At 60.6% G+C, this 23,191-nt stretch carries 31 protein-coding genes; 4 read left to right on the forward strand and 27 right to left on the reverse strand.

Annotated features, from left to right (window positions below; all coding sequences use genetic code 11):
• Nucleotides 1-60: 60 nt before the first annotated feature.
• From PMM47T1_RS13770 to PMM47T1_RS13845, 17 genes are all read right to left on the reverse strand, one after another.
• A complete protein-coding gene (locus tag PMM47T1_RS13770; RefSeq protein ID WP_008369772.1) occupies nt 61-1,053 on the reverse strand; it encodes a hypothetical protein in 993 nt (330 codons plus the stop codon).
• The gene (locus tag PMM47T1_RS13775; protein ID WP_008369774.1) at nt 1,050-3,317 is read right to left on the reverse strand and encodes a hypothetical protein; all 2,268 of its coding nucleotides are present in this window, start codon (nt 3,315-3,317) and stop codon (nt 1,050-1,052) included. Before PMM47T1_RS13775 ends, PMM47T1_RS13770 begins: the two co-directional genes overlap by 4 nt.
• The gene (locus PMM47T1_RS13780; RefSeq protein WP_008369776.1) at nt 3,317-4,273 is read right to left on the reverse strand and encodes a hypothetical protein; all 957 of its coding nucleotides are present in this window, start codon (nt 4,271-4,273) and stop codon (nt 3,317-3,319) included. Before PMM47T1_RS13780 ends, PMM47T1_RS13775 begins: the two co-directional genes overlap by 1 nt.
• 9 nt (nt 4,274-4,282) lie before the next feature.
• On the reverse strand, nt 4,283-5,416 hold the full coding sequence (locus PMM47T1_RS13785; RefSeq protein WP_008369780.1) for a hypothetical protein: 1,134 nt from the start codon (nt 5,414-5,416) through the stop codon (nt 4,283-4,285).
• Between the two features lie 15 nt (nt 5,417-5,431).
• Nucleotides 5,432-5,944, reverse strand: a complete 513-nt coding sequence (locus PMM47T1_RS13790) for a hypothetical protein (RefSeq protein ID WP_008369782.1) — start codon at nt 5,942-5,944, stop codon at nt 5,432-5,434.
• Nucleotides 5,941-7,176 carry a hypothetical protein gene (locus tag PMM47T1_RS13795; protein WP_008369785.1) on the reverse strand — a complete coding sequence of 412 codons (1,236 nt, stop codon included), beginning with the start codon at nt 7,174-7,176 and terminating at the stop codon, nt 5,941-5,943. The genes PMM47T1_RS13790 and PMM47T1_RS13795 overlap by 4 nt, the downstream gene beginning before the upstream one ends.
• On the reverse strand, nt 7,176-7,814 hold the full coding sequence (locus tag PMM47T1_RS13800) for a phage adaptor protein (protein ID WP_008369787.1): 639 nt from the start codon (nt 7,812-7,814) through the stop codon (nt 7,176-7,178). The genes PMM47T1_RS13795 and PMM47T1_RS13800 overlap by 1 nt, the downstream gene beginning before the upstream one ends.
• 3 nt (nt 7,815-7,817) lie before the next feature.
• Nucleotides 7,818-8,207 carry a hypothetical protein gene (locus PMM47T1_RS13805; RefSeq protein WP_008369788.1) on the reverse strand — a complete coding sequence of 130 codons (390 nt, stop codon included), beginning with the start codon at nt 8,205-8,207 and terminating at the stop codon, nt 7,818-7,820.
• Between the two features lie 53 nt (nt 8,208-8,260).
• Nucleotides 8,261-8,653, reverse strand: a complete 393-nt coding sequence (locus tag PMM47T1_RS13810; RefSeq protein WP_008369790.1) for a hypothetical protein — start codon at nt 8,651-8,653, stop codon at nt 8,261-8,263.
• A 9-nt stretch (nt 8,654-8,662) separates the two neighbouring features.
• Nucleotides 8,663-9,781 carry a N4-gp56 family major capsid protein gene (locus PMM47T1_RS13815; protein WP_008369792.1) on the reverse strand — a complete coding sequence of 373 codons (1,119 nt, stop codon included), beginning with the start codon at nt 9,779-9,781 and terminating at the stop codon, nt 8,663-8,665.
• Nucleotides 9,782-10,028: 247 nt separating this feature from the next.
• Complete coding sequence (locus tag PMM47T1_RS13820; RefSeq protein WP_008369794.1) at nt 10,029-10,988, reverse strand: hypothetical protein; 960 nt, start codon at nt 10,986-10,988, stop codon at nt 10,029-10,031.
• Nucleotides 10,989-11,012: 24 nt separating this feature from the next.
• Complete coding sequence (locus tag PMM47T1_RS29805; RefSeq protein ID WP_157213003.1) at nt 11,013-11,177, reverse strand: hypothetical protein; 165 nt, start codon at nt 11,175-11,177, stop codon at nt 11,013-11,015.
• A complete protein-coding gene (locus tag PMM47T1_RS13825) occupies nt 11,174-13,351 on the reverse strand; it encodes a portal protein (RefSeq protein ID WP_008369796.1) in 2,178 nt (725 codons plus the stop codon). The genes PMM47T1_RS29805 and PMM47T1_RS13825 overlap by 4 nt, the downstream gene beginning before the upstream one ends.
• 1 nt (nt 13,352) lies before the next feature.
• On the reverse strand, nt 13,353-14,891 hold the full coding sequence (locus PMM47T1_RS13830) for a hypothetical protein (protein ID WP_008369799.1): 1,539 nt from the start codon (nt 14,889-14,891) through the stop codon (nt 13,353-13,355).
• A gap of 3 nt (nt 14,892-14,894) precedes the next feature.
• A complete protein-coding gene (locus PMM47T1_RS30875) occupies nt 14,895-15,437 on the reverse strand; it encodes a Gp49 family protein (protein ID WP_008369801.1) in 543 nt (180 codons plus the stop codon).
• Between the two features lie 109 nt (nt 15,438-15,546).
• Nucleotides 15,547-16,110, reverse strand: a complete 564-nt coding sequence (locus PMM47T1_RS13840; protein ID WP_008369802.1) for a YfbU family protein — start codon at nt 16,108-16,110, stop codon at nt 15,547-15,549.
• A gap of 127 nt (nt 16,111-16,237) precedes the next feature.
• A complete protein-coding gene (locus tag PMM47T1_RS13845) occupies nt 16,238-16,540 on the reverse strand; it encodes a hypothetical protein (RefSeq protein WP_008369805.1) in 303 nt (100 codons plus the stop codon).
• Nucleotides 16,541-16,712: 172 nt separating this feature from the next.
• Between PMM47T1_RS13845 and PMM47T1_RS13850 the strand changes: the two genes are divergently transcribed.
• Nucleotides 16,713-16,904, forward strand: a complete 192-nt coding sequence (locus PMM47T1_RS13850; RefSeq protein WP_008369807.1) for a type II toxin-antitoxin system HicA family toxin — start codon at nt 16,713-16,715, stop codon at nt 16,902-16,904.
• 57 nt (nt 16,905-16,961) lie between these two features.
• A complete protein-coding gene (locus PMM47T1_RS30685) occupies nt 16,962-17,681 on the forward strand; it encodes a type II toxin-antitoxin system HicB family antitoxin (RefSeq protein WP_008369809.1) in 720 nt (239 codons plus the stop codon).
• 744 nt (nt 17,682-18,425) lie between these two features.
• Here PMM47T1_RS30685 and PMM47T1_RS13860 read toward each other — a convergent pair.
• The 8 genes from PMM47T1_RS13860 to PMM47T1_RS13890 form a co-directional block, all read right to left on the reverse strand.
• Nucleotides 18,426-19,019, reverse strand: a complete 594-nt coding sequence (locus PMM47T1_RS13860) for a hypothetical protein (protein ID WP_008369813.1) — start codon at nt 19,017-19,019, stop codon at nt 18,426-18,428.
• A complete protein-coding gene (locus tag PMM47T1_RS13865; protein ID WP_008369815.1) occupies nt 19,019-19,381 on the reverse strand; it encodes a crAss001_48 related protein in 363 nt (120 codons plus the stop codon). Before PMM47T1_RS13865 ends, PMM47T1_RS13860 begins: the two co-directional genes overlap by 1 nt.
• Before the next feature lie 106 nt (nt 19,382-19,487).
• A complete protein-coding gene (locus tag PMM47T1_RS13870; protein WP_008369818.1) occupies nt 19,488-19,673 on the reverse strand; it encodes a hypothetical protein in 186 nt (61 codons plus the stop codon).
• Between the two features lie 33 nt (nt 19,674-19,706).
• Nucleotides 19,707-19,874, reverse strand: coding sequence for a hypothetical protein (locus PMM47T1_RS29815; RefSeq protein ID WP_157213004.1), 168 nt, complete (start codon nt 19,872-19,874; stop codon nt 19,707-19,709).
• On the reverse strand, nt 19,837-20,322 hold the full coding sequence (locus tag PMM47T1_RS28670; protein WP_008369819.1) for a DUF1353 domain-containing protein: 486 nt from the start codon (nt 20,320-20,322) through the stop codon (nt 19,837-19,839). The genes PMM47T1_RS29815 and PMM47T1_RS28670 overlap by 38 nt, the downstream gene beginning before the upstream one ends.
• Complete coding sequence (locus PMM47T1_RS13880) at nt 20,319-20,789, reverse strand: hypothetical protein (RefSeq protein WP_008369821.1); 471 nt, start codon at nt 20,787-20,789, stop codon at nt 20,319-20,321. The genes PMM47T1_RS28670 and PMM47T1_RS13880 overlap by 4 nt, the downstream gene beginning before the upstream one ends.
• On the reverse strand, nt 20,786-21,127 hold the full coding sequence (locus PMM47T1_RS13885; RefSeq protein WP_008369825.1) for a hypothetical protein: 342 nt from the start codon (nt 21,125-21,127) through the stop codon (nt 20,786-20,788). Before PMM47T1_RS13885 ends, PMM47T1_RS13880 begins: the two co-directional genes overlap by 4 nt.
• Nucleotides 21,124-21,450, reverse strand: a complete 327-nt coding sequence (locus PMM47T1_RS13890) for a hypothetical protein (RefSeq protein ID WP_008369828.1) — start codon at nt 21,448-21,450, stop codon at nt 21,124-21,126. The genes PMM47T1_RS13885 and PMM47T1_RS13890 overlap by 4 nt, the downstream gene beginning before the upstream one ends.
• 163 nt (nt 21,451-21,613) lie before the next feature.
• Between PMM47T1_RS13890 and PMM47T1_RS13895 the strand changes: the two genes are divergently transcribed.
• Both PMM47T1_RS13895 and PMM47T1_RS29820 read left to right on the forward strand, forming a co-directional pair.
• The gene (locus PMM47T1_RS13895; protein ID WP_008369830.1) at nt 21,614-21,874 is read left to right on the forward strand and encodes a hypothetical protein; all 261 of its coding nucleotides are present in this window, start codon (nt 21,614-21,616) and stop codon (nt 21,872-21,874) included.
• Nucleotides 21,875-21,895: 21 nt separating this feature from the next.
• Nucleotides 21,896-22,123 (forward strand): hypothetical protein, encoded by a 228-nt coding sequence (locus PMM47T1_RS29820; RefSeq protein ID WP_157213005.1) that lies wholly within the window; start codon nt 21,896-21,898, stop codon nt 22,121-22,123.
• A 46-nt stretch (nt 22,124-22,169) separates the two neighbouring features.
• Here the strand turns inward: PMM47T1_RS29820 and PMM47T1_RS13905 are convergent, their stop codons facing one another.
• Both PMM47T1_RS13905 and PMM47T1_RS13910 read right to left on the reverse strand, forming a co-directional pair.
• Nucleotides 22,170-22,778, reverse strand: coding sequence for a recombination protein NinG (locus PMM47T1_RS13905; RefSeq protein ID WP_008369834.1), 609 nt, complete (start codon nt 22,776-22,778; stop codon nt 22,170-22,172).
• Nucleotides 22,769-23,110, reverse strand: coding sequence for a hypothetical protein (locus tag PMM47T1_RS13910; RefSeq protein WP_008369836.1), 342 nt, complete (start codon nt 23,108-23,110; stop codon nt 22,769-22,771). The genes PMM47T1_RS13905 and PMM47T1_RS13910 overlap by 10 nt, the downstream gene beginning before the upstream one ends.
• Nucleotides 23,111-23,191: the final 81 nt, after the last annotated feature.

Here is a 23,191-nt window from a genome sequence, read left to right on the forward strand (position 1 = left end):
CCCGCAAATCACTGTGGCCTTCAGCCTATGTGACTGGATTGCCCCCGCAATGGCGCGCGATTAGGCGACAATCTCCTCGCATTCCACCAGGTTCTCCCAAAACGCGGTAGCGATCTCGGCGAGATAGGCGAACCCCTGATACATGGAATCTAGGGCGCCTGCATCGCTTATGGCGGTAGCGATGACGGATGACAGATCGTAGAGGATTGCGCTGGTGTTGGCGTCCTGAATATTGTCGTTTTTTTGCTTATAGGCCCCATTGCTGTCGTAGCACTGAGGCTGCTGACTACCTGTTGAGCTTCCCACCGTGCCCGGCTGCACACGACCGTTAAACCACGCTGGGGTAATGCCGGCCGCTGCTGCCATAGCCAAAGGTACCGACTGCGGATAGACAGAATTGCTGTCCCATGCGGTGAGGCTGTGCTGCGTGCGCGCCCACGTCGTGCCGCTGAGGGTCCATAGCTCAGCGCCCGTGGTGGTGCCGTTTACTGTACCGAACGCCAGGTAACTGCGTGTGGCGTCGCCGAGCATACCGGCCACGACGACAGGCAGCGTCGTAAGCGGGCTGGTCTGCTCGGTGGTTGTTCCATCCACACCCACGGCCAGGATCCGGTGCGTAGTGCCATCGTCGCTGGGAAACGACACATAGGCGATTTTGCCGTCGGTACCCAAAAACATCGCCTGATTGGCCACGGCGGTAGGCGTCGTGAACGTCTTCGTGTACGTCACCAGCGCCGTGTACCCGTTGGGCGTCAGCTCATACAGTGTGATGCCCATTGTGGTTGTTGTGGCACCGCTTGCCGTAAGCAGCAAACAGCTCAAATATATCGGGTTATAGTCAGCCGTCAGGCCGACCTGCTGGTACGTAGGCGCCTCAAGCTGGGTCGGCGATGGATAGATCCCCAGCATGTTAGCCATCAGCGGCGTGACGGCATCTTGGAATGCCGTCAGCGTCAGGTCCACGCTGGCCGCCAAGCGCTGATTCTGGATGTCGATCAGCAGCAGCTTTTGGGCACTGGCTCCGGTGGCCAGTGCGCATAGGTAATTCTTCATCCCGCTAAGCCCTCATCGTATCGGCTGGTCACATCGTTATTCCACAACTGGTTCCCGATTAGGAACGCGCCGTTGGGGGCGGCCATGTCATTAACGTAGACCGTCCAGGTGTACCCGCCATCAACAGAGAGGAACACCTGAGTCACCCCTTCCACGCTATTCTCAAGACCGTTGTTTGAAGTCTCCGAGGAGAACTGGGTAGCCAGCAGGGCGGCCGGCTTCGCCGCAGCGGTGTCGGTCGCTACGACCTCTGGCTGCGCGACGGTCACGTGGAAGTTGTAGTTGGTCTGCATGCGCGTGGTGATGACGCCGCGCTTGGTGACCACCCCCGTTACCGTGTCTACCACCACGCAATAGATGTTGTGCTCGTCTGATCGGGCGATGTCTGCAGGGTCGCTCCCCGTGACCCATATCCCCGTGTTGATGCAAAGATCGGCGTCCAGGCCTGCCGTGACCAGCAGGTTTTCGCCCATGTGGTAGCACGAGGCGTATGTCATGTGCAGGTGCGACCCACGGATCGTCGGTCGGGTATTAACCAACAAGGTCAGCGGCGCCCCGGGCATCCAGTTGTCGTCGGTCATCAGCAGCGAGAATACGGGGGCCACGTTGTCTGCAGTTGTCAGCACAGTGCGGGTCGGAGTCGTGCCGCTCTCGACAGAGTAGAGCACCCAGTCCCCGCCCTTGGTGTAGGAGACCTGGAACGTCTTGCCCGGGACGGACACTTCACCAGGTATGATCGTGGCGTTCAGGCGGTCACGGTGTTCCTCCCATACCAGAGCGTAGGCCGTGCGGGTTACTTCGCCAGCGCTGCTGGTGCGCTCGATGCTCTCGCTGCCCACTATCCACGGGACAACGGAGTACGCCGAGTCGGTGTCGGGGATGTCAGGCAGCGGAATCTGGTACTCGGGGTAGCTGAAGGTTCCGATCTGAGGCGTCCAGGCGTCGCCCTTGAGTGCGATACAGTCACCGCTGGGCATAACGGTAAGCACCGAGTACAACGTTACACCCGTGGGCGCGTAGCCCGTCGCAGTGCCGTAGCCGGTCGTGGGGTTGCTGGCATAGTACGGGGCCCAGTAGGTGCAGAAGGTCACAAAGCCGTCAGTGCACCGCTGTACCTGTGGCTGCAGGAAGTACGCCACACTGGGCCGTTCCGGCGCCCCATCGCTGTCCACGCCGGATGCAGTACCGTACCAGGCCCACGCCTGGCTGGCGTACACCGTTGCGGGCGTAGGCTTGATGCCGTCCAGGGAAACGTCGGTCGCCAGGATCAGCTGGGTAGAGGCCAGCGTTGCGTAGATCTGTTGGGGGTCGTTGGGGTTGACCAATGTCCTGTCCAGCGTGCCACGCATCAGTGCCAGGGCGTGCTGCCCCTGCTGGTCGAACACGGCGTATCCCGCGCTGTTGGTCCAGGTATCCTCGATCTGGTTAACCACTTGAACGGCCATCAGGAACTGGTCGGTGGTGTCGCCGCTTTCGCCAGTAGCCTGGATAACGTTCGCGCCGGGGGTCCAGGCCGCCCAATCCGCCGCCGTCTGGATAACGCCGCGGCTGTCAGCAGCATCGGAGTACCGTCTGGGCAGGAGCTTCCAACCCGTCGGCAGCTCCCCCTCGCTGACCCAGAACGAGTTCAATGACGTGTACTGGCTCCCGTGCGCGCTATCGGTAGGGTTGCCAATCGCCAGCTGCGGGTAGCGGTAGGCGCACCCCACCCGCACGGTGTTGGCGTCGGTGAAATGGTTCATGGGCGTGTCGTTGATATACTGCGTCTGGAAGTTGTTGGGTATGCGCATGTAGCCAAGCACCACGTAGCCACCGGACAGCACCGGCTGCATGTGGTTGTAGTACAGGTATGGCTCGCTTCGGTCGGTGTCCGGCGGGTCTCCGGGCGCGCCTAGCTGTAGCCATTTGTAGTCGTACACTGACCGAACTTCTCCGGTGTACCCGGGTGGGGTGAAGTCGTCCCGGTTCCCTACCGGCGCCAATCCATTGTTGATGGTGTAGGGCGCCGAGGTGGTAGCGTAGGCGCACCAACCGGCGAACATCAGCATGGCCGGCGGATCGATGATATGTACGTTGGTGACTTGCGGCAGGCGCACCGCCCGAATTAGGAATCCATTTCGGATTCGACTCGCAGATTGCTGGCCCATTAAGCCCATGTTGTTCGCCAGACTCTTGGCGGACGGCATGACCTGGCTTCCCAGCCGACACGCTGGCTTGAAAGAAATCGGCACGAAGCCGTATTCATCCTGATCGTCGGTTGCCATTAAGTGCTCGTCGCGTTTTCAATGTGGGCAACAAGCGAACCTGCTGCGTTGTTGGCCATACCTGCCAAGTTAGCGAAGCCCTTAACAGCCTCGGCTAGAGCGGAGTTGACCTGTCCGCTGGCAGAGTACAGCCCGATGCGATTGCGGTCAGTATCGACCCCTACTTCAGCGCTTTCCTTCGCAGCCTGCAGGCGCAAACTCTCCCAGTTGACTTCTACGTTGTAGAAGGTCGACAGGGCCTGGTAGTAAGATTGGTAGGCCTCAGCCTTGATCCGCGCTGTCTCGTTGCTGAGCGTGTAGACGCTGTAGAAGGCCTTAAAATACTCGGCGCTAAGATTCAGAATTCCTTGCTTGAGCTGGGCAGCAATTTCCACCGCCTGCTGGAGTATCTGAACTTTGATGTCGGCTTCCTTGATGGCTTGCTCGCGGAGCACATCCAAGGTTGCGTCAGTCGCCTTTCGCTCAGATGCTGCTAGCTGATCTATCAGCGCGCCGGGAGGGATACTGAAGCCACGACTAGAAAACGTCGCCTCGAGGTTCGCACGCTCGCTCCTAACCGTTTGGTACGCCCGATCGCGGTTCTGCGACCACACCAAATCAAACACCGTCCTGTCGATTCCAAGCGGTTTAGTCCCGGCGATAACATTGACCAGGTAATCCTCTGGCACATTCGCAAATCCCGCATTGATGGCTGGGAATCGTTTTGCCAGCCATTCGTCTACCTGTTCGTTGAGTGCTGCTATGTCCGAATCCGTGCTGTCGGCACCATCGAACAGATCGCTGAAGACCGGCCCATCACCGAAATTTTTTGCCGCGACGCTGTAGCTAAAAGTTGGGTTCAGCAACGTGGGTTTAACCGTGGAGCCCATGCTGGCCAAGGCGGAGCTCGCGTTGCTGGTGGCAAGGCTGGCGTTCTGGAAAAGCTGGGTCGTAGTACTGCTGTATTCGCCTGCCATGTTGATTCCTTATCTGTTCGCCCGGCGGCCGGTGGGGATGGCAAGCCACTCGACGTTTTCGAGCTGAGCGGCAGTGGCATCGGTGATTTCAAGGCGCATGCGCCAGTGACGGGAGTTCACGCCGAGTGCCGGCTTGGCGCGCCACACGGCTGGCTGTACAGGCTGCGCGCGGTAAAATTGCTCGCGGTCATCGTCGGAGACCATCCGCACCAGCACCTCGCCGTCAGTGTCCAGGCCGAAATACAGCATCTCCAGGCGCGACTGCATCGTGGCGGCGAGTGCTTCGGCAGCCATATCAACCATTGCGGAAATCGGTGCGCCGTTGTCGTCGCCGAGGCGCAGCAGGTAAAGCCCGTCACTTCGGAATCCGTAGGTGAACATGCCAACCCGGCAAAATCCGCTGAAGTCGAAGCCTTGGTACCGTCCTACCGCCCCGCTGGCTATGTTGGTGGCGTACTGCAGCAATCCTTGGGCGCTAATAGAGGCCGAGTCTCGCAAGGTCAAGGCGCTGGCGAGTAAGGCCTGAAATTCTGCTGCCGTACCGTAGCTGTCCAGTACTGCCAGGTATTCGGTGTATGCTCCCGTCACCTCTATTCCACCGTCCACGGCAGACGACACCGTGAGCACGTTGGTCAGCAGGCCGTAGACCACTGCGTCCGTAAGGTAACTGTCTGCCGTAGTCAGCTTGCTTGTGACTTGCGCCGTACTGAGGTCCGGCGTATAGGCTGAAAAACTAGGTGAGTCGATTGCATCGCCCGGAGCATAGAGGACGGCTAGCAGGTCTTTTGCCCCACTGGAGACGGTAGTGCTGCTGTAGACCCAGTCGCCAATGATGTAGCCCACCGATGTGCCAACACGCTGGATTACGGCTACGGTGTCGGCGTCAAATATCACATCCGAGGTAGCAACGACCGCACCGGACTCGATGACCTGAAGGTACTGGCCGGCCTGGGCCAAGATCCCATGCTCAGCCGCAGCGAAAGCAGGCGCCACGCCGGCGGCTGCTAAGCCGACAATCAGTCCGGCACTACCAGACACCAGTGTGAATTGAGCCTGGAAGTCCCCTGATAGCGATGTAACGCTCTCAGCCCCCCCAGTCCAAGCGGTTGCGGCAGAAGACTGCTTGACCAGTTTATTCGTCATGCGTCTGTCCCGACGTTATGCAGCCAGGCTAATGGCAACACCCAGCTTGAATAAGGAGCCGGAAGGCACGGTGTAAGGCGTGGCGAAGCGTGCAATGGACAACAGCACGCCATTGGCACCGCCTTTGGTGGAGTTCGACACCAGGAAGCCACCGTAGAGCGTGGTGTCGGCGGTGAACGTGAACGATGCTCGGTTAGCCGAACTGGTGATCAAGCTCACGCCGTCGTAAGCCTTGGTCCAGGCCTGCCGGGTGGTCTCACTGTACGCGGTCGACTCCCCGGCATTGGTGGGCAGATCTGCCGACGTTGTCGCGCTGGTGGGCACGTAGTTACCAGCGAACAAGCCGACGTACCAGGAGCTGATTGCAGACGCGTCACCCGTGATCAGTCCCGCCAGTTGGTCAATGCCAGCCTGCGGGATGAGGTTTTCATGCTCGCCGAGGTCAATGATGGTGCCGTCGGGCAGTTCGATGCTGGCCGTGTAGACGAACCCCAGCTTGCATTTGCCCGCGGTCTCTTTGGTGGTCATGGGGTCACAATCTCCGCTTCGTAATAGTCACTGGTGCGCAGCGGGTTATCGCCCTCGGCGCGATGCATGGTGCTGACGACCAACTGGTTGCCGTTTAGCTCGAGGACGCCCGATGCGCCGCTTGTGGCAGGCTCAGGGAGGAATCGCGCAGCGCTGATGAGTGCGGCCATCCCGGTGCCGCTACCTGGGGCCAGGCGCTGGCCGGTTGTCTTGGCCAGTCCATATGGGGTCATCCAGGCGGCATGATTGTCGGGGGTCTCAACCATCGAGCCGCGTACACCGCCATGGGGGAAAACAGTCACCTGGCTCGGATCGTCGGTTTCCACGCCACTGATGAAATAGGTTTGATCGGCCAAAACGAACAGGCCGTTTTCGGCCGCGACCACGCCATCGATGTCGGCGGCGAATTGGAAGAACCGGCGGCCCGCTTCTCTCAAGTGAGGTCGCAGTGGTGCAGAAAGCCACAGCACCTTTCCTTCCGCCTGGGCAATCACGCCGTTAAGGCGCGCCACGAAGTCAGCGACAACTGGCGAGCGCATCAGATCGGTTTCCAGCCTGGCGGTGTCCTGGGCGACAGTCGAGCAACTGAACGTGCCCGAGCCTTCGTACTGCAGGAACAGTGTCGATGCTTGGGGCGGACCGACATAAAGGCGCACTGCCCCGCCGGATGGCGGTGTGGGAAGCGTGAAATCCAGCGAAGCGCCGTCGGTCACTGTGATGACCAGCGGATTCACTGTGCCGCCCTCGTCACCATAGGCATCCACGAAGGTGACTGCGCACTGATATTCGCCGGCCAACAGGCCGCCAGTCCCGATGGTAGGTACGGGCTGATTCGACACGGTCGTGACGCCCCAGTCCCGCAATACGCCGTCCTTGAACCGCAGCGTCTGGTTCTCAGTGCAAAAAAACAGCTCGTCGTTGAACAGATCACCGACGAACCGGCCGGCACCGGCAATGGTTGCCAGCGTGGTCGTGGTGTTGGTGTCCACGTTAAATGCTCGCAAACTGGTGCCGTCGGCCAGCAGGATGAAGCGCCCCACCGCCAATGCGCCCCGTAGCGCGGTGCCTTCCACGGCCAGTTCGTACCCGCTTCGAAGATTGAGGTGGCCAGTGGGCAATGGGTCGACGTTCACCGAATCACGCAGCGAACCGCCAGGCACCGCCCGCCAGTTGGAGCGGTTGTCGATGCCGTTCGGCCAAGGGCCGCGGTTGATTGGGGTAGGTTGAGCCATTACCAATGACTCCTGATCGGCTTGGAGCAGTCCCCGCGACGCAGGATCCCGCGCTCCCTGGCAGCCTGGCAGACATCCTCAAATCGCTGAAGGTGCTCATCGGAGCTGCCGCGGTTGTAGGTATCGCCCTCGTTGACGCGGTAGGCCTTGTAGGCCATCCAGCTCAACAGGTGGCGGCGATCCGTCGGCAGGATGTCCGGGATACGGTCGCACTTGTCCAGTTCACGCAACGGCCGTCGGATCACCTGCAGTTTCAGGGTGCCCGGTAAGGCGGGAGCGGGATGAAGCCGCAAAGTGCCGACCTGATCGAAGTGCAACTGGGTACCGAAGCTGCGGCAGAACCAATCGTGCCGGAATGGCCCGCGCACCAGGTGAGTGCGGCGGTGGCCGTCAACCCAGGCCTCCACAACGTCCAGGATGCACGGGTCGAGAGGAAATTCAGCCTGCCCGGCCGCGTAATCAATCTGGGTGACCGAGCTTTCTGTGTCGTAGAAGGACTCAGTGCGCTCAGCGAACTCCGTCAGCGCCTCATTGGCCCAGCGCACCAACTGGCCGTCAGTCCAGAAATACGGTTGCACCGTGTCGCGCTCGTCGTCACGGAAGGCCTTGATGAGGTCGCCAACGGTTTCGTAGGCCATGGGTTATGCCAGCGACTCTTGGAAGCTGTCCCAAGCGGCGTTGAGCTGCGCACGGGTGACGTTGAACCCAACCTGGACCTTGATGGCCTTGAGGGTTGGTCGACCGGTGTTGTCCATGTCCTCAGCGGCGTCGCGCTCAATGATGGCTTCGATGCCGGCCACGATCAGCGTGAGATTACCGGCGTCGTCGCCCTCTTCTTCGCCTTCGTATTCGGTGCCCACGTAGATGCAGCCTTCTTTGAGGGCGCTCTTGTGGAATTTGCTCGGGATGATGCTGCCAGGCCTTGCATCGGTCGGATCGATGCGGTGTACCCGCACGCTGTGACCCGAAGCCAGAAAAACTGGGAAAGATTCTTGGCCTTTCGGCGGGAGGATGCGTAGTGGTTCAGACATGGTAATTGCCCCTTCTCATGTTCAAACAGCCCCGGCGAACCGGGGCGCTTGGATTACTCGGACACTTCGTCCGATTTGCGTTCAACGACGTACTCGACGTAAACCCGCGCAGCACCGGCAGTAGCGGCGGTGCCGGTTTGTGCGAAGGTGGCCGTCACGGCGCCAGCGGCGGTGGTGATGAAGCCCGATGGCGTCAGTTCCTTGATACCTACGGTGGCCAGGTCGATGGCTGAGCCGTAACGGTCTGCATCAGCGCCGTCACCCACGGACAGGGTGGCAGTGGTGCCGGAGTTGTAGGCTGTGGTCACCAGCACGAATGCGCGGGTGACCAAGGCGCCTTCCGGCAGAACGATGATTTTCTGGGTGGCTGCATCAGCGAAGTCCGCTGCCAGCATTTCGTTGTAGCCAACCAGCGGCCATTGGTGCTCATAGTGGAAGTAGTTCATGAGGGCTCCTTACACGCCGGCTTTCGGCAGGTAGTGGTCCACCGCAACCACGCCGAAGTCCTCAACGGACTTGTCGTAGATGCTGTAGAACTTCGGTTTCTTGAAGCCGATGAAGCGGTCCAGGGAGACGCCCATTTGGGTGTCGTAGTTGAACAGCTTCTCAACCCAGCCGGCGCCGCCTTGCTCGATATCGGCGAAGCCCAGGGCCTGAGAGCCCAGCAGCAGGGTGCGCGTACCTTCGACGGTACCGTCGGCGCCCCACTTGCTGCCCGATGCGGCGCCCCAGGTGGTGTACACCTTGTTGGACTCGTGGATGATCGCGCCGTCCACGGTCACGGTGGCACCGGTGAACCATGGGTTGTTGTCGCCGCGAGCGCCGGCGTTGGTCAGGCCGTTCTGCCACAGCGGGTCCATTTTCAGGGCCGCCAGGGTGCCTGGTTGAACCAGCAGCACGTAGTACTGCTTGCCGCCGGAGATGACCGGGCGGATGCGCTTCGACTTGGCGTAAGCGATCAGGTCCACGATCATCTTGTACTTCGGGGTGCCCGAGGTGGTGACGGTGGCGGTGCTGCCAGCCACCAGATTAGAGCCGTCCCAGGTCAAATACCGCTTCGATGAGGGGGCACTCACGTCGGCGGCAAAAGACAGACCTGGGAAGGCGGAACCGACACGGGCCGAACCGTCGGTGTTGAAGGTGTAGGCGATGCCGGACAGGGTCAGGATCGCCAGTTCATCAACACGCTGGGCCAGCCAGTTGGAAAGACGGCCTTTGGCCAGGCGGCGGAAGTCGATCACGGACTTCTGCTCGGCCAGCTTGCCTTTGCTGCGAACGGCGTTGGAGATCAGGTCAATGTTGACCTCTTGGAAGTAAGCTTCCATCTCCTCTTCGTTGCCTTCGCGCCAGTTGTCACCGGTCACGCCGTCGCCGACGAGGTCAGCTACCAGGTTCATGATGACCTGGGTGCCCTTTTCGGTCTGGGTCAGCTCGGTGATGTGCTGGATGATGGCCGACTCGCCGTCGCCCAGGAATTTGTTGACGAACATGTCGTCGCGCGCGGCTTCCCAGGTCTTTTTCGACCAGTAAACCTTTTGCTGCGGCTGAAGGGCCGCGAAGTTGGTAAGTGCCATTGGGCATTCCCTGTATAGGTGGCTTGATTCGTTTGCGGGTATGTCGCCACCCAAGCGAGGACAGGATTTAGGCGCTCCTGGGGCGCTCGAAACGGATCAGCTTTACGCCCTGGCGGCGAAGACACCGTGTCTCGGTGAGCGAGCATCTGGCCGATGCGGGCTTGTCCATCAATCCCCGTTAAGGGGTGCGCTTCCTTGCGCCTGATGGCCTACGGTTCAAACTTATGTGACTGAATCAGCCGGTCAACTACAGGATGTCACCGGCCAGGCGGGCTTCATCCTCGGGGGACAGAGCCTTCAATTCCTTCGAGGTCATCTTGCTCACGTCCAGCTTCGCCGCCCGAGCACCGATACCCTCTGGCTTGGCCGGGATCTTGGCGGCGCGCTCAATCCCCTTCTGCAAGTCGGCCTTCGGTGCGGCATCGACTTTCGCCGGAGTCGCCTCAGCCTGAACCGGTGCGTAGCGCGGGCCTACCTTGGCCACTGCAGCGGTGATGGAATCGCCCACGCTTTTGCCTTTGCCGGTATAGAAGTTGGCCAGCGCCAGCACTTCCTCAATGGCATCTTGGTTCGGCTCGCTGCCGGCAGAGTCGAGGAATGGGTACGCTTCGTAGGCCTTGGCAATCGCAAGGTCTCGCTCGCCATTGGCCCGGGCCAGGTCATCCCGTTCCTTGTTCGCCTTATAGCGACGGTCGGCGGCCGCTTCTGCTTTGGCCTCTGCCTCAACGCGCTCAGCCTTTCGGATTTCGGCGCGGATCTGCTTGGCCAGGGTCGAGTCACCGTCCAAAATTGCCGCGTTGTAGCGGTCTTCGGCGGCGTCGTAGTCATACTCGACCGGCACAGGCTCTTCCTTCGGCTTGGCCGCCGGCGCGCTGCCTTTCACGCGTGCCAGTTCTTCTTCCAGTTCCAGCACCCGAGCGCGGTGAGCCTTGGCCTCGTCGTTCTTCTCTTGGAAGCGAGAGTGCGGGACCATCTTCGGCTTGTCCTCGCCAGCGATGGCGGCCAGGGTTTCAGCATCCAGGCCTTGGTCAGCACCGCCAGCATCGGCACCAGCGTCGGCATTGGCTTCGGAACCGCCCTCGCCTTCCCCCTTGCCCGCTTCGCCAATGCTTTCGAGGGTGGCATCGTCGTCAGTCGGTACGAAGTCGTCGCCGTTGTCCTCGATCTGCTGTTCGTTCAAATCAGTGTTCTGGTCTTCAGGTTTCATCGTTTGCCCCTTTGGTCAGTTCAATTACTTGGCGATCTTGGCCATGTCGGCCATCTTTTCCTTGGCCAGGGCTTTCGCCGCGGCCAGGCGCTTGGAGTCCTTGTTGATCTCAATAGCCTCAGCCAGCGTGCGCAGGTCCTGCTCTGCCTGCCATTGCTTGTCCGGACCGGATACGTTCACTGGTTTCATGCGGGCGCTCCTTCAATGCGCGGGGTTTCGATGCCTGAGTGCAGGCCTACGGCCGGGCTGGCTGGGTTGAGTGGATCGGTGTTGTGGCGGATGTTCAGCGGCGCCGCTGCTGGGCCTTGGTACTGGGGCACGATGGGCGCCGCGTCGTGGTCGACATAGCCGGCCGAGCTCAGGATTACGTCGGCCAGGCTGGAAGTGGCCGGGGTCTGGGCGATGACGGCAGCGGTCTGAATCGCGCTGAATTGCGACGCCACGGCCTTCGCCACGGTGTCCGCCTGGATGTCTGCTGTCTGGGCCTTGAGCAGGTCCAGGGAGGCCGCAGACTTCGCCGCATCGGTCTGGGAGCGCGTTGTGTCGGCCTGGGTCTTCGCGGTATCGGCCTGCACTTTGGCGCTCTGGGCGGCCATGAGCTGGGCTTTGGCCTGCAAAGTCGGATCGACCGGCGCGGCCGGCTGCTTCTCCATCGCGTCGATGATTTCTTGCTTGTTGGCAAGGTTCGAGTACCGAATGATGAAGGGCCACGGGATGTTGGCGCCCTTCTCGTTCAGCTCGATGGCTTGGAGGAACTGGCTGTTCTCGAACGTGATCTGCGCCGGCGCCTCGGTAACCACCACGTCGTATTCGCCGATGGTGAGGTCATTCAGGATGCGCTGGTCTGCCTGCGGGAAGTTGAGCGGGATTTCCTGGGTCTGCTCACGGCCAGTCGCATCCACGTCAGTAATTCGGATGATCCGTGGCTGGTCGTAGAACATCTGGATCATCTCCAGCATCCGGGTGGCCAGCATGCTGCGCGTGCGCGCCAGGTTGTCGAGCGGCACGGCCAGTTGCTGCTGGGCGGCGAACTGGCGGGTCTGGATGGCAATGCCCGACACCTCGTTGCCCTGGCTGCCTGACATGGACTCGTTTACGCCTGTGGCTGCCTCAAGCAGGCCCTGGGCTCGGTCGATGATCCGGTCGAAACCAGTGGGCACCTGATTGGGCTGGATCTTCTGCGGCCGGTTCTCGACGGCGGTGTCTTTCTTGATCACCAAGTGCAGCCCTGTCTCGGCGCCGCGATCCGCCAGCTCGCCGTCGTTCATGTTGGCCAGGGTGCCGGCCACCGTGATCCAACCGCTGTTCGCTGTGGTGTTGATGATGTGCAGGAACTGGCTCATCGACTTGTTGAGCAGTTGCTGCGGGCCGATGGCGTCGTCTACCAGGCCGCGAGTGTGGCCACGGCGGAATGTCGGGAAGTACGGCACCACGGTAAAGTGATTGAACGGAGACCAGTCGTCATGCAGCACGGTCTCTTTGGTCGCAACGACCCAGCGCACGCGCTTGACGCGACGCTTCTGCTTGATGCCCCCGTCCGCCACCATCTGAGCCACGGCTTCGGGCTTCATGTCCTCGACAATGCGGATATCACCGGTCGCGGTGATGATGACTTCAGCCTTATCCATCTGCCAGAACTGGCGATCAATGACGCGGATCCGACGGCCTGGGTCATCCTTCTCCAACGCTTCAGCGAACAGCGGGTCATCGTCGCCAAAGGTTCTGCGCTCCACCTCGTAGCCGTCAGCGGTGAAGATGGTGTCGCCTGACTCTTCATCTTCGACACTGCGCTGCGCCGCCGAGCCATACAGCGCCTCGATCTCGATCTGGGTCAGCATCCGGTTGACGATGACGTCGGCCCAGTCGTCGGGGTCGTAGCTGTTCGCATCCGGGTCCGGGATCACGTCCATAGGATCGAGTACATCGATCTTGATCTCACCCAGGATCGTATCGCTGTAGTTCATGCGGACATCGAAGAACCCCCGCTGCTGGATGCAGCCGTCACCGAACACCTGGGTCTCCTTGAAGTGGAGCTGGTTGTTGTCGGCGATCTGCATGGCCAACTTGGAAAGCGTGGTGGCGGTCTCGGCGTCGGCCGGGCCAGAGCGCGGGCGAAAGCCAATATCCATGCGGTTGCCGATCTGGTAACCCACGGCTGCGTTGATCTTGTTCTTGATCTGGTTGAATTCCAGCGCCGGGCGGCCTGCTGCGGCCAGGATCTGGCGATCAAGCTCCGCCCACTGGTTGCCACCACCCAGGTAGAAGTCCTCGCACAAGCGCGCCTGCTCCATGTAGCAGGTATGCCCCTTGTTCAGGCCGTACACGTAACGGTCCCAGTTCTCTGTCGCTTTCGGGTCGGCCATGTCAGGCACTCATCGCTGATTTACGGGCGTTCCGGCGCATCATCTTGGCCTTCCAGTCTTCGGTGAATTGGTCGTCGGCGGAGACGGGCTCGGCGAACGTCAGGGCCAGGGCGTCGCCGTCATCCGGCGAGCGGCCGATTTCCTTTTTGGCGTCTTCCTTCGGCTTCAGCTTGAGCTGGCCATTGCTGGTGTATTTGTCCTTGGACGCAGAGGTCAGATCGCCATGCAACTGGTCGTCGTCGGGGATCGACGGGGTGATGTCGTCATGCACCCAGTCGGCCATCTCGCCCCACATCTCGCAGCGCTTGTTGGCGTATTTACGGGAGTCGGACGCCGCGGCGCCGAAGTTGACGGCGGTTACGCGGTCACCAAAGCCCAGTTCGACCAGCCGGTCGTAAATGCCCGCGCCCAGCCCGCCGATATCGATGAACATCATGCGAATGCTCGGGTCATCCCTGAGCATGCGAACGGCCTGACCTGCAACGGCCATGGTGTCGGGTACGTTGTTGCGCTCGATGCCCCAGGCGACGCGGCCCTGGCGATGAATGAACGTCGATGTGTCGCCGCCACGGGCTGGGTCGAGGCCGACGACGTGCGCGCCGATGCGCTGCATGTGGGCGGCCAGCTTCTTGCGGGCCAGCGATACCTTGGTAGTCTTGATCAGCGGCTTGTGGCCAACCTTCTGGAACGCCAGGTCAGGCGTCGCCGGGTACTCTTGGTTGAACCAGTCCACGTCGCCAGCAAAGTCGGTGGCGATCTTGCCGGCCCGCCAGGCCATTTGCTCCTCATCGAGGTCGTAAGCCTCCATGTACTCAAGGTCTTCGTCCGACAGCTCAAAGTCCTTCGGCACCGCGCGGCGGTAGCCCTGCTCGACGAACCAGGGGATGAACACGGCCATGTAGTCGGACTTGCCGCCCACGGCCAGCACCCAGAACTGATGGAACAGGTTGCCCATGCCGTTCGCGGTGGATTCGATGATGGCCTCGCTGCCATCGATCAGCGGCACGGTTTGCCCGAGGCCCGCCATGATCTTCTGCGCGTTGGCCCAGAACGCCATTTCGGACGCGTGCAGGTATTGAATGGTGTCCGACCGGCCCGCGCCGGGGCTGCCCGCCGTGGCGACCTTGTAACCGCTGCGCAGCTTGGCAAACGACAGCTCTGTGCCTGAGTTGGCCTTGATGGTCGGGCGCAGCGTGTCGTCGCTCAGCTCGAAAAAGGTCTTGGCCATGCCGAACAGGTTCTGCGTGGCCGAATCGAGGTGGGTCAGGATCATCGTGCGCTTACCGAAACCCATGCTGGTGCGCTTGTAGAAGCGCCCGGCAACGTAGGTGCTGATGCCCTGCTGCCGCCCCTTCAGAACGATGGCGCGAACCCAACCCTTGTCCACCTTCTGCTGCTCAATGCGCGCGTGCAGCGCCCGCTGGGCGTCGTTCCAGACGAAAGGCAGGATTTCCCCTTCCTTCGTGCGGATCTTGAGGTTGCGAGCGCAGTAAAGCTCATCGTCGGTCATGAGCTGGGAGAGCATGGCATCGGCGGACATGGATTACGCCTGTTCGCTGGCTTCGCCGGGAGAAACGGAGACCGTCAGAGCATGCCCGTCTACCTCAACAGGGAGGCTTGCCTGATTTGCCCCCATCGACAGCACATGACGGGCCACAGCCTGGGCCGCGACCGTGCCGCGATCCAGCTCCGCATTGAGGTCGTCGCAAATCTGCTCATCAGACAGGGACGCAGCCTGGAAGAGTTGCTGCTTCAGCGCATAGCCCATGAGCGGCCAGATCTTCTGCTCGGCGTTCTGCCGGGCGATCTTGCGGCCGATCTCAGCATCAAAGTTCTCTGGACTGGCGCAAGCGCTCTCACCGGTAACGGTGAATCCGTTGCGCAGGACCAGCACGCAGAAGGTCAGCAGGTGCATGCCGTGATTGGCTGTATCCAGCAGCTTGTAACCGTCGCATGCACCGGCGATGCCGTTGGCGGCAGTGAAGAAATGTACGGCTGCAATGTTGGCTTGCAGGTCGCCCGGAGTGACGCGCGGCGCGGTCAGGCCCTTCGCTTGGATTTCCTGCTCAATCGTTTTGTCGTTCATGGATGGCGCCCCGCTCGGTTATCAAAATGACCTGAGCGAGGCTATGTGACTGAATCGGCGGGGCAAGTGGGCTTGGGGAAGGCCGGTTATCGGACAGGCAATACTGGCTTCAACGATTCTCTGGGTGGGTGCGTTCCCTGAGCACCTGCGTCAACTCCTCAACGCTCAGCGGACCATAGTTACCATTGCTGCTGTTCCGGCTAACGATGTCCTCAAAAACTCCCAGCATGCGAAGGTAGGCATCGGCGGTGCGCATGTGAGAGTTCAGGATGCGACCTGAGAACTCAGTCCATCTTTCAAGGTCATCGACAAAAATTTTCGCGATTGCGAGATACTCATGCTCGTTATTTCCGTCAAAGCCCGGGAAGCTCACATTTCCGCCAAAGTGCGGAACTGCCGCTACGAGATCTGCGCGCCCGGCTGCGTCAAGTGCGTTGAAGGACATCTCTAGGCGGGACCACATTTCAAGAACGTCACCAACGAACCTAACTTCCTGAGGATCGGAATGGGTTTCCTCGAACACGCCGGGGTATTTCCATTCCAGCGCCCAACCTTGGTTGTTAACGACCGCACGCTGGACAAAGTCAGGGTCTAGCCCATCTTCAATCTCGAGCTTGCTGTGAATTTCGGTAAGCAATGTGACGATGAGCTTCTGCTCGTTAGAGAATTCCATTTACATGTCTCATGTATCGGCAGATAGCCCAATGCCACTGCATCCTCAGACCATAGCCTGAAAAGCCATTTTGGCCAGGCAGAAAAAAGCCCAGCACATGGCCGGGCTTTAGGTGCCAGGAGATCCGTCAGCCCGCCAACGGTTCGCCCGCATCGGGAAACGGGCCGCTGACACCCTTGAATACGAAGCCATGGCCGGACTTGCGCATGTCAGTCAGCGGCGCGCTGGCGGCGACCTGAGACTGCTCGCGCCACTGAGCCAGAGTCAGGGTCAGGCGCTGGAATGCGACACCCTGCGGCTCGGCCTGCGCGAACGATGCGCGAGCCACCAAGTAGTGGTCGATGTAGTCGCCCGCCGACGCGGTGAAGGCGAGACAGGACAGGCAGGCGGCCAGCGCCAGGCCCAGGCATTTGGTCAGTCGATTCATCATGGTGGGGCCCTCGGGTTTCGGTACAGCATCAATGGAATGGCCAGATTGTGTGACTGGCAGCCGACTGCAACCCCCCTCACAAACAAATCACTTATGATTAAATTGATCATATGTGTTGCATTTAATCATTTATGCTGTAAGATACCCCCATCGACACAACAAAGGAGGGTCGATGAAATACAGCGAGTTCCGGAGATGGCTGAAAGCCCGGGGGGTGAAGTTCAAAGCGGCGAAGGGTGGCGGTAGCCACTTCAAAGTCACTGCCCCGAACGGCAAACAAACAGTTTTCTCAGATCACGGCGCCAAGGAGATGGGCGAAGGACTGAGAAAAGCAATCATCAACCAACTGAGCCTCAAGGATTGAGGCTCCACCCCGGAACCCTGACTGTCGGCCCTCATCAATGACACAAAGGAAGCGCCTATGTACGAATACCCGATCACCGCGCATCAAGAGGCGGATCACTACTGGTCGTCCTGCACGGACATTCCAGAGGCTCACAGCACCGGTGACTCTCTTGAGGAGTTGCTGAAAAACGCCGTGGCTGGAATTACGCTCGCCCTGACCATCTACGTTGACCAGGGTCGCGAGATACCTGCAGCATCCGATCCGGCTGAAGATCAGCACCCCATTGCCCTGCCTGCCGTGACCGTTGCGAAGATCGCCCTGTGGAACGCTATGCGCGCCCAGGGCCTGAAAGTAGCGGACCTGGCTCGTAAGCTGGGCGTGTCTCATCCGGTAGCAAACCGCCTCGTAGACTTCGAGCACAATTCGAAGATCGAACAGGTGGAAGGCGCACTGGCCGCTCTCGGGCAGACCGTGAAGGCCGCTACCCGCAACCCGGGCTGGATTCCCCTGCCCTACGGTGGTGCCGAGGCTGGCTTCTACGCCCGCCGGCTGGTGGATGCGTTCCGCGAGCTGGACAAAGGCGAGATTGTGATCGGTGCTGTTGCTAGCAAGCTGGACGGTGTGAAGCCGCACTCGCTGGATTATCTGCTCCGCTCGCGCTACGCCCGCAACTGCGACACGAAGCAGGCTGTTCAGGCGGTTGTCGACGACCTGGTTGCGACGGGGCTATTTGCGCGGTCGCGGATGGATGACCCACAGACAGGCCGGGAGGTCGACTCGATCAAGTTGGTCTGAGCAATTCGGTAATGAGCGCCACGATTTCGAGGCTGGCGTTTCGTGGCGCGCGGCAAGCAAATACAAAACCTAGCAGTAGAGAGCTTTAGAGGGGGGGGCACGAAGAATATGTTTTCCAAAAGATGCGATTGGAATGTTGATGACCTCACCGCAGAAGGTTATCCGCCTCTGCTCGGCTACGTATTTGGCAACCAGGGGTACCGCTCGCTATTGATGGAACCGGATGTGGCGAGGCACCGAGCTGAGTGGCGACAGCTAATCAAAGAACTAACCGCTTGCGGCCCAAAGATTAGAACTCTTGCAGAAAGCTTTCACACCAAATGGCATGAGTCTCACCATCTCATCCGGGAGCTTGTCGATGACGACGATGCGCTAACTGACATGCTTTGGACATGGCTTCCTCGGTACAGCGGGCCAGCATTGAGACTGTACCGCGGCGAGAGTATAGATCGCTTCGAACTCGGAAAGATTGGAAGCGCCTGGACCGATAAAATTGACACAGCCAGAACGTTCGCACGAGGATTAAACGCGCGGGGGCGCGGCGGAGTAATCTTGGACAGCCTTGTACCAGCAGAGGCAATTATCGCCGCGCCATCCGCTCATAGCATTCGAATTAATGAGTGCGAATTTAGTGTCGACTATCGCAAGTTGGAGGCCATAACCTGCGGCGCCAGTTTTCCTCCCAGCGGGTTGTAGCCGACTTTTATAGTCGCAGCGAGCCTCGCCAATCTTGCAGCCAGTTGATTACCCGGCCCCCATCAACCGCGCCAGGCGGTCTTCATAACTTTCTTCGCTCGGGTCATCAGTCAGACCGAAGGCCTGGCACTCCATGGCCATGAGCGTCTTCATGGTCTCGGCGAGCTCCTTGCTCATCTTGACGCGCCCCTGTAGGCCGATGACCTTGTGGTATGCCTCACTGAGTCGGGCGTCGTCGGGGTTGTGGAGCAGTTCGCCCAGTTGCTCGAACAGCTCGCGGTTATCCGTGATCGCCTCCAGTTCCTCAGTCAGCTTCTCGGTCAGCGCTGTGGCACGGGTGATCCGGTTGCGCTGGCCCTGCTTCACGCCCTTCAGCAGCTCGGCGCCGATCTCCACCTGACGCACTTCGGATACGCGCTCCTCCGTGCGTACCACCTTGCGTACCTCTTCCTTGCGTACCAGCTCATCAGCGCGCTGCTTGATCTTGGCGTTGAGGTCTCGGCTCCAGCTATCGCGCTTGGCCCGCTTGCGGATGGCGCCTTCGGATACTCCGTGCAGGGCGCCCATCTCGCGCAGGGTCATGATGCCGGCGCGGTAGTCGAGCTCTACCCGTTCCCAGTCGGGTGCCTTCTTGTCGCTCATTAAGCCGGCTCACCGAAAGCAGCGATGCGCTCAGCCAGCACGCCCGAGTAGATACCCATAGCGTCCGCCTGTAGCGTCAAGCGCTGAAACTCATCGGCTTTCACCAACGCCTGCGCACGCCCCATGAGGAAGGCGCGCAGCTTGGCCAAGTTGTCGTCGAGCTGGGCCTTCTCGCCGATGACGCGCTGCTGGTGGGCCGGGAGATGGCTGATGTTGCCCAAGGGGAGATATGCAGCTTCGAACACTGCCTTGGGGCTCCACGATGTGTAGCCGTCGGAATATTTGACGCTGTACCCGTCCGCGCCATCCTTCGGCGCCGGCCAGGCCGTAATCTGCTTGGTGCCAATGTACTCTTGGGTCATGTCGATACCTGCGAGAGTCGGGGGATGGTGGTTGATGGCACTCTCATGGAAACCTGAGCGCCATCAGTGCCCGGAAGATGCGCCCCCAGAAGGAGGCGCGGGGCGTTCAGGATGCTGCGGTGCCGTCGGTCACAGTCGCGGTAGTGGCAGCGGTCAGCGACTCACCAGCGCTTTTGATCTCGGCGATGATGTCGGTGACAGAGGCGTCTTCAGCGAAGCCCAGGGCAACCTTCAGCGCCTTCAGTTGGTTCAGGACTTCAATGACTTCGGTAATTTTGGCGATCAAGCTCATGGTGTTACTCCAGTAGGTACAGCGGTTGGGAAATCAAAAGGCCCAGTTCAGGGAGATCAGCAGCTCGCTGGCCCCAGTGGTGAGCCAGGCCTTACCGGTTACCGCTACAGGCGTGCCCCAGGCATCGACGTTGAAGCGGCAGTAGAGATCCGGAAGGCCATTCTCAGACGTGAAGGCCAGCCAGCTTGTAAGCAGACTCATAGATCTTCACCTCTGAGGGGGTCATGTACTCCCAGGCGAAGTCCTCGCGCTTGGGGCCACCAGTGCAGGCGGTATAGCGACTTGAGCCGCCCACGCGCACGCCGGCGTAAATCAGTTCAGCCCGGGCGCTGTCGCATCCCGTCACCAGCAGCATTTCGCGCAGCAGCGCGTCGCACTGGGCGCGTGGCAGTTGGTTGAAGCAGTAGAGCCAGTCATGCCCTACCCCCTCGATGCGTGTGTCGACCGAGTTGAAGATGGGCTGGGTAATCCAGGGGATGGATGCCAGGTCAGTGATGAAGTACTTCGGCGCGTTGTGTTGTCTGCCGGTCTTGTCCGTGTAGATCAGGTCGTCCAGCAGAACCCACTCCCCCACTTTGTACGGCAGGAGCGGCGGGATAGACGAGAACTGGCCAGGGCCATTGCCCACGTACGGCAGATCGAAGGTCATGCCAGAGCCCTCCGAACGCCCTCGGCAACGATGGCTGTGCTGTACGGCATGTAGCCGTTCTCGTGGATGATGATGCCGGTCAGAATCCCGATCAGCGCGGCGGGATCAGCCAGGTTCAGCGCCTGAGTGGCGCCGACGCCCATGCGCTTAGCCACCGCGGCGATATAGGCGGCGGTGTTGTTGTTATCCACGGCCGGCGCCCAGCGGGTAATGACCTCGGTCACCGTGTCGATGCCAGGCTTACCAATGCCGGGCATGCCATCCTTGCCCCTGTAGTTGAGGATCAATTTGCCGGCGGCGCGGATACCGTTCTCGGCGCAGTCGAACAGGGCGAACCGGGGATTGGGTACCGACGCCGTCTTGGGCTCCAGGCCAAGCTGGCCTACCCAGTCGTTGCGCTTGTTGAAATCGATGTTGGTCGGGTTGAAGTTGCGCACGCCTCTGGAGGCTGCAGCTGGCAGGGTCATGGGCGCGGCTCCCGATCAGTACTGCGGCGCAGCTGGTGCATGCAGTGCTCGCAGTTCATCTTGCGGCACAGCCACTGTTTGACCTGCTGCCACCAGGTGACCATGAAGAAGTGACGCAGCCCGGCCATTGCCAGCCCCCCGTGAAAGGTGACACCCGCAACGCTTGGGGTGAAAAACAAGGATTCGGTGCGGGTCACAATGGCGTAGCCCGCGATGGCGATCACCGCATAGATCAGCTTGCCTAGTACCCCGTCGCGCACCTTGCTGCTGAGGGCACACCAGACCGCCCAGGCGGAAATGATCGCGATGAAGGTCGTGCTCAAGGTTTCTAGGGTCATGGGGCACCACCTCCGAACTTCTGGCGGATCAGGGCCCACAGGTCAGCAGCATTGATCGCGCGGTTGATGGCGGCCATCAATGACCCGCCAAACGTACCCAGCAGAAAGCCGACGCCTGCGACATTGCTAGGATCAGTGACGCCAAGCTTGGCGCTGACCATGCCGGTCAAGTAGAGGGCAGACGAAACGCCGGTGATGAGAAAAATCGCCCATGCACGCCAGCTTTTCAGGTCGTCTTTGTGCCACCAGCTGGCGACGATGCTGCCGAGCACCCCGGCTATTACCCAGTCGATTTTCTCGAGAAGGCGATGGAGGAAATCCATTCACAATCCTCGCTGCGATGTGGCGGTGGTGTGGTTCATGCTCCGGGCCTTCGTCTGGAATGCTTCATGTCGGCGAGGCTATGTGACTGAATTCGGCGCACAACCCTTGCGGCTGCGGGGCCAGTCACATGAGCTGAGGGCTCACTGAAATAGGGGCACCACCATGAGCAAAGCAATCGGTTCGACGCGGGATTCGAAGTACTTCAGCGTCACGGAAGTGATGGGCCTGGCAGCAGATGCCATGGACAAAAGCGACACCGACACCCTGTTGGTGATCACTCTGTCCGGCCCATCGGAGACCGCTATCATCGGCGGCGAAGTGAACGCCCAGGCCATTGCCCGGGTGGAGGCACTGCTCGGCGAACTGAAGCGCCGGGCAGCGAATGAAGGCGACGGTGACAAGGTGCTGCACGTCTGGCGTTAACCGTGCAGCTTCCAGCCTGACATGAACGTGCTGCGCCTCAAATCTGGGGCCAGCGCGTCCGCCCAGTTATCCCCTCGCAGCCGGCGCATCTTCACGGTTTGCCACTTCAGCCCCCGCAGACTCGCCCACTCCATTGCTGGCATTGCCCTTCCTTCCAGCGTCACCATCGTTGCGCCCGCACAAATTGTGCTGCGAATCGGCGTCCGTGGTATCCGGATGATGGTGGCCGTGAAGTCGATCGATAGCTGAACTGGCGTTTGGTGCATGGCTCAATTCCCCCTGTATTTCCTTGGCGTCAAGCCGCCATACGCTTCAGCTCGCGGATCTTCGCCCGGTGGCCGGCCGTAATTGCTTTCAGTTCTTCGACTGTGTGCTTGCAGGCCTGATGAGGGCCCTCGAGCCATTCCACCCGGTCAGCACCGATGCGCAGCACCAGGCGAATCCGGTACTCCACGGCATTCCCGGACAGATTCCGGTTGCACTTAACGCACTGACGGTGCACGTTCAGTGGCTCGAAGCGCAGTTCCGGGCAGGCGCCCACCGATCGGTAGTGGCCAGCGTCCCAGCGGCTGCCGGTGATCAGGTCGTGGTCGCTGGGCAGCGAATCGCAGCTGATGCACGGAAGGTCGGCGTCACGCAGCCGCACCCATTCGTTGAACGCCTGCTGGGCATCACGCATGTGCTCCGCCCTGCTCTTCAGCTTCTCCTTGCGCACCTTGATCTCGCGGCGCTCACGGTCGGCGATGGCCTTGCGGGCCTTCGGCATGCTCACGTCCTTGGTGGCCAGGCCACAGGCCGGGCTGCACACCTTCTGTCCCAGGCGGCGCGGGTCCGGGACGAATGAGGCCCCGCACGCCTGGTTGATGCAGGTCTTTGGCTTCGGCTCCTTCCGGGTCAGAGGCATGGTTCGGCCTCCTTGACTGGAAACACCGTCCAATTCCCTACGCCCTTCCAGACGCCAGCCCCACCCAGATGGTTAATCGACCCAGGCTTGTCCCACAGCGAAACTGAGAAGAAGCCATACCAAACCCAAGGGGCGTATACCCAGGACGGGAATTTGTTCTCCTTGAAACCGTGCACGCGCCCACAGGCCCAGCAGAAACGGGTGAAGGATGCGGCAGCCACCGCCGTGTAGACCAGCCGGCCACACAGGCGCGCCAATGTCCAAACGATGAGGACATTCATCGCGACCCCAGTTGCAATAAGCCAGTAAGCCAATAATTTGATATCGCTCACAGCTCCACCCCCTGCCGCAGATCCGCAGGCGTCCAGGTCGAGGTGTAGGCCAGGCACAGGAATTCGATGAAGCGGTTGAGT

This window comes from Pseudomonas sp. M47T1, assembly GCF_000263855.1.
Lineage (GTDB): Bacteria > Pseudomonadota > Gammaproteobacteria > Pseudomonadales > Pseudomonadaceae > Aquipseudomonas.

Excerpts from the sequence above, each read along its gene's own strand:
- PMM47T1_RS13770 (WP_008369772.1), bottom strand. The coding sequence starts at position 1,053 with ATGAAGAATTACCTATGCGCACTGGCCACCGGAGCCAGTGCCCAAAAG.
- PMM47T1_RS13775 (WP_008369774.1), bottom strand. The coding sequence starts at position 3,317 with ATGGCAACCGACGATCAGGATGAATACGGCTTCGTGCCGATTTCTTTC.
- PMM47T1_RS13780 (WP_008369776.1), bottom strand. The coding sequence starts at position 4,273 with ATGGCAGGCGAATACAGCAGTACTACGACCCAGCTTTTCCAGAACGCC.
- PMM47T1_RS13785 (WP_008369780.1), bottom strand. The coding sequence starts at position 5,416 with ATGACGAATAAACTGGTCAAGCAGTCTTCTGCCGCAACCGCTTGGACT.
- PMM47T1_RS13790 (WP_008369782.1), bottom strand. The coding sequence starts at position 5,944 with ATGACCACCAAAGAGACCGCGGGCAAATGCAAGCTGGGGTTCGTCTAC.
- PMM47T1_RS13795 (WP_008369785.1), bottom strand. The coding sequence starts at position 7,176 with ATGGCTCAACCTACCCCAATCAACCGCGGCCCTTGGCCGAACGGCATC.
- PMM47T1_RS13800 (WP_008369787.1), bottom strand. The coding sequence starts at position 7,814 with ATGGCCTACGAAACCGTTGGCGACCTCATCAAGGCCTTCCGTGACGAC.
- PMM47T1_RS13805 (WP_008369788.1), bottom strand. The coding sequence starts at position 8,207 with ATGTCTGAACCACTACGCATCCTCCCGCCGAAAGGCCAAGAATCTTTC.
- PMM47T1_RS13810 (WP_008369790.1), bottom strand. The coding sequence starts at position 8,653 with ATGAACTACTTCCACTATGAGCACCAATGGCCGCTGGTTGGCTACAAC.
- PMM47T1_RS13815 (WP_008369792.1), bottom strand. The coding sequence starts at position 9,781 with ATGGCACTTACCAACTTCGCGGCCCTTCAGCCGCAGCAAAAGGTTTAC.
- PMM47T1_RS13820 (WP_008369794.1), bottom strand. The coding sequence starts at position 10,988 with ATGAAACCTGAAGACCAGAACACTGATTTGAACGAACAGCAGATCGAG.
- PMM47T1_RS29805 (WP_157213003.1), bottom strand. The coding sequence starts at position 11,177 with ATGAAACCAGTGAACGTATCCGGTCCGGACAAGCAATGGCAGGCAGAG.
- PMM47T1_RS13825 (WP_008369796.1), bottom strand. The coding sequence starts at position 13,351 with ATGGCCGACCCGAAAGCGACAGAGAACTGGGACCGTTACGTGTACGGC.
- PMM47T1_RS13830 (WP_008369799.1), bottom strand. The coding sequence starts at position 14,891 with ATGTCCGCCGATGCCATGCTCTCCCAGCTCATGACCGACGATGAGCTT.
- PMM47T1_RS30875 (WP_008369801.1), bottom strand. The coding sequence starts at position 15,437 with ATGAACGACAAAACGATTGAGCAGGAAATCCAAGCGAAGGGCCTGACC.
- PMM47T1_RS13840 (WP_008369802.1), bottom strand. The coding sequence starts at position 16,110 with ATGGAATTCTCTAACGAGCAGAAGCTCATCGTCACATTGCTTACCGAA.
- PMM47T1_RS13845 (WP_008369805.1), bottom strand. The coding sequence starts at position 16,540 with ATGATGAATCGACTGACCAAATGCCTGGGCCTGGCGCTGGCCGCCTGC.
- PMM47T1_RS13850 (WP_008369807.1), top strand. The coding sequence starts at position 16,713 with ATGAAATACAGCGAGTTCCGGAGATGGCTGAAAGCCCGGGGGGTGAAG.
- PMM47T1_RS30685 (WP_008369809.1), top strand. The coding sequence starts at position 16,962 with ATGTACGAATACCCGATCACCGCGCATCAAGAGGCGGATCACTACTGG.
- PMM47T1_RS13860 (WP_008369813.1), bottom strand. The coding sequence starts at position 19,019 with ATGAGCGACAAGAAGGCACCCGACTGGGAACGGGTAGAGCTCGACTAC.
- PMM47T1_RS13865 (WP_008369815.1), bottom strand. The coding sequence starts at position 19,381 with ATGACCCAAGAGTACATTGGCACCAAGCAGATTACGGCCTGGCCGGCG.
- PMM47T1_RS13870 (WP_008369818.1), bottom strand. The coding sequence starts at position 19,673 with ATGAGCTTGATCGCCAAAATTACCGAAGTCATTGAAGTCCTGAACCAA.
- PMM47T1_RS29815 (WP_157213004.1), bottom strand. The coding sequence starts at position 19,874 with ATGAGTCTGCTTACAAGCTGGCTGGCCTTCACGTCTGAGAATGGCCTT.
- PMM47T1_RS28670 (WP_008369819.1), bottom strand. The coding sequence starts at position 20,322 with ATGACCTTCGATCTGCCGTACGTGGGCAATGGCCCTGGCCAGTTCTCG.
- PMM47T1_RS13880 (WP_008369821.1), bottom strand. The coding sequence starts at position 20,789 with ATGACCCTGCCAGCTGCAGCCTCCAGAGGCGTGCGCAACTTCAACCCG.
- PMM47T1_RS13885 (WP_008369825.1), bottom strand. The coding sequence starts at position 21,127 with ATGACCCTAGAAACCTTGAGCACGACCTTCATCGCGATCATTTCCGCC.
- PMM47T1_RS13890 (WP_008369828.1), bottom strand. The coding sequence starts at position 21,450 with ATGGATTTCCTCCATCGCCTTCTCGAGAAAATCGACTGGGTAATAGCC.
- PMM47T1_RS13895 (WP_008369830.1), top strand. The coding sequence starts at position 21,614 with ATGAGCAAAGCAATCGGTTCGACGCGGGATTCGAAGTACTTCAGCGTC.
- PMM47T1_RS29820 (WP_157213005.1), top strand. The coding sequence starts at position 21,896 with ATGAACGTGCTGCGCCTCAAATCTGGGGCCAGCGCGTCCGCCCAGTTA.
- PMM47T1_RS13905 (WP_008369834.1), bottom strand. The coding sequence starts at position 22,778 with ATGCCTCTGACCCGGAAGGAGCCGAAGCCAAAGACCTGCATCAACCAG.